Annotated in this window: 3 protein-coding genes; 2 read left to right on the top strand and 1 reads right to left on the bottom strand. The window is 71.3% G+C overall.

From position 1 onward, the window contains the following. Positions 1 to 131: 131 nt before the first annotated feature. Positions 132 to 1,022 carry a 4-hydroxy-tetrahydrodipicolinate synthase gene (gene dapA / locus AC1D12_RS30660; RefSeq protein WP_477828088.1) on the top strand — a complete coding sequence of 297 codons (891 nt, stop codon included), beginning with the start codon at positions 132 to 134 and terminating at the stop codon, positions 1,020 to 1,022. Here dapA and AC1D12_RS30655 read toward each other — a convergent pair whose 3' ends face one another. Beyond that, positions 1,023 to 1,367, bottom strand: coding sequence for a hypothetical protein (locus AC1D12_RS30655; protein ID WP_477828087.1), 345 nt, complete (start codon positions 1,365 to 1,367; stop codon positions 1,023 to 1,025). Positions 1,368 to 1,480: 113 nt separating this feature from the next. Here AC1D12_RS30655 and AC1D12_RS30650 point away from each other — a divergent pair. After that, positions 1,481 to 2,589 (top strand): GAF domain-containing protein (locus AC1D12_RS30650; RefSeq protein ID WP_477844997.1); only part of this gene is annotated, 1,109 nt, incomplete at its 3' end.

The following is a 2,589-nucleotide window of genomic DNA, read 5'->3' as shown; positions in this document are numbered from 1 at the left end:
GCCAGATACTCCGTTCCGCCTCCGTGACCCTGAGGTCGGCAATTGCCGAGCGGCCTTGAATGCGACTCGGCCCGTCCTGCCTAGAATGCCCAGCCTGGTCCGGCGTGTCCGCCGGCGCGAGGAATGGATTCATGCAGCAGCTCTCAGGCATCTGGGTTCCCGTCATCACGCCGTTCGCGGCGGACGGGCGCGTCGACCATGAACGGCTCGCCGCGTTGGTCAAATCCCTGGTGGCCGATGGCATCCACGGCCTGGTCGCCTGTGGCACCACCGGCGAGGCCGCGACGCTCGACGAGGCCGAGCAGGCCGCCGTGCTGGGCACCGTGCTGTCGGCGGCCGGCGGGCGGCCGGTGCTGATGGGCGTGAGCGGCATCGCGCCGCGCGAGGTGATGGCGGCGTGCCGGCGCTTCGGAGAACAGGCCGTCGCAGGCTTCCTGGTGCCGCCACCGTCGTATGTGCGCCCGTCGCAACAGGGCGTCGTCGATTTCTACCGCGAGGTCGCGGCCGCCGCGGCACCGCGCGCGATCGTCGTCTACGACATCCCGTACCGCACCGGCGTCGAGCTGAGCCTGGCGACGCTGCGCACGCTGGCCGGGATTCCCGGCGTGGCCGGCCTGAAGGACTGCGGCGGCGACGCCCGCAAGACGCAGGCGCTGATCGCCGACGGCCGCCTCGCGGTGCTGGCCGGCGAGGACCACCAGATCTTCACGACGCTGTGCCAGGGCGGGCAGGGCGCCATCGCGGCCAGTGCGCACCTGCATGCGCGGCGCTTCGTCGAGCTGTTCGACGCGCTGCAGTCGGGCGACCTGCCGCGCGCCCGCCGGCTGCACCATGCGCTCGCACCGATGGTGGCGGCGCTGTTCGCTGAGCCGAACCCGGGCCCGCTGAAGGCGCAGCTCGCGGCGCTCGGCCGGATCGGCCCCACGCTGCGCGCGCCGATGACCCCGGCGAGCGCGCCGGTCGCGGCCGCGCTGCAGGCAGCCTGGCGAGGGGTCGATCAAGGGGCCGATCGAGCGGCCTGATCAGGCCTTCGCGCCGATCTGCTTCAGCGCCTGCTGGCAGGCGGCGTCGCGCTCGGCCTGCGGCTTGGCCTTCAGCTCCTCGAACGCGAGGTCGCCGTTCAGGCGGCCCTGCATGAACAGCTTCAGGATGTTGACGTCCAGCTTGGCCAGCAGGTCCGAGCGGCCATGCGCCTCGGTCTCGAAGCGGCCCTTGAAGGCATCGAGCGCGGCATCGCTCGCGCCGCAGTGCTGTGCCATCTGGTAGCGCTGGCCGCTTTGCAGCCCGCCTTCGACGACCTCGTCCTTGGATTGCGCCATGGCGGCACAGGAGAACCACAGCAGGCAGGCGATCGGGACGAGGCGCATGGGAGATGTCGGAGGGTTGGACAATCCGCGAGGTTAACCGAGCCGGTGCGCCGGCTCGCATGGCCTCCGTAACGCGCGTGACCGGCTGTTGCTTTCGCCGCTAGCATGCCGTGATGGTCGATGCATCGCTGAGGTTCCTCGAAGGGGGTGGTGAGATGGGCGCGCGCATGCGCGCCTTCGATTGGGGCCGCACGCCGCTCGGCGACCCCGCCGGCTGGCCGCAGAGCCTGAAGACCATCGTGCGGGTGATGCTCGACTCGCGCTTCGCGATGTGGATGGCCTGGGGCAGCGAAGCCACGTTCTTCTGCAACGACGCCTACCTGCCGACCGTCGGCATCAAGCGCGACTGGGTGCTCGGCGCGCGCGCCGACGTGGTCTGGGCCGAGATCTGGCACGACATCGGCCCGCGCATCGACCAGGTGCTGAGCACCGGCACCGCCACCTGGGACGAGGGGCTGCAGCTGTTCCTGGAGCGCAGCGGCTACCTCGAGGAAACCTTCCACACCTTCTCGTACAGCCCGGTGTATGACGATGCCGATCGCGTGGCCGGCATGCTGTGCGTCGTCGTCGAGGACACCGAGCGCGCGATCGGCGAGCGCCGGCTGCGCCTGTTGCGCGAGCTGGCCGCGTTGCCGATCCGCGAGCTGCCGACGCTCGCGGCCGCCGCGGCGCAGCTGGTCGCCACGCTCGGCAACAGCCCGCAGGACCTGCCGTTCGCCGTGCTCTACCTGCCCGATGCCGCCGACGGCAGCGACCCGGCGCTCGGCCGCGTCACGCAGACGGCCAACGTGCCGCCCGAGGCACTGCCGCGCCGACTGGCGGGCGATGCGTCGTCGCTGCAGCCGCAGCACTTCGGCGAGATCCGCGGCGCGTGGACCGAACCGGTGCAGCAGGCCGTCGTGCTGCCGCTGGCGGTGGCGGGGCGGGCGCCCAATGTCGGCGCGCTGGTGGTGGGCATCAGCCCGCGCCGGCGGCTCGACGATGCCTACCGCAGCTTCCTGTCGCTGGTGGGCTCGCAGGTCGCGTCGCGCCTGGGCGAGGTGCGCGCGCGGCTCGAAGAGCAGCAGAAGGCCGAGGCCCTGGCCGAGCTCGACCGCGCGAAGAACGTGTTCTTCGTCGTCGCCTGCGACACGCTCCCGCACGAGGTGTTCGTCGATGTCGACATGTGGGAGAAGGTGGTCCTGAACCTGCTGTCGAACGCATTCAAGTTCACGTTCGAGGG

It is taken from the genome of Rhizobacter sp. P1_G5, assembly GCF_056405435.1.
Note: the sequence above shows the minus strand (reverse complement) of the source record. Positions and strands in the feature narration are given on the sequence as shown.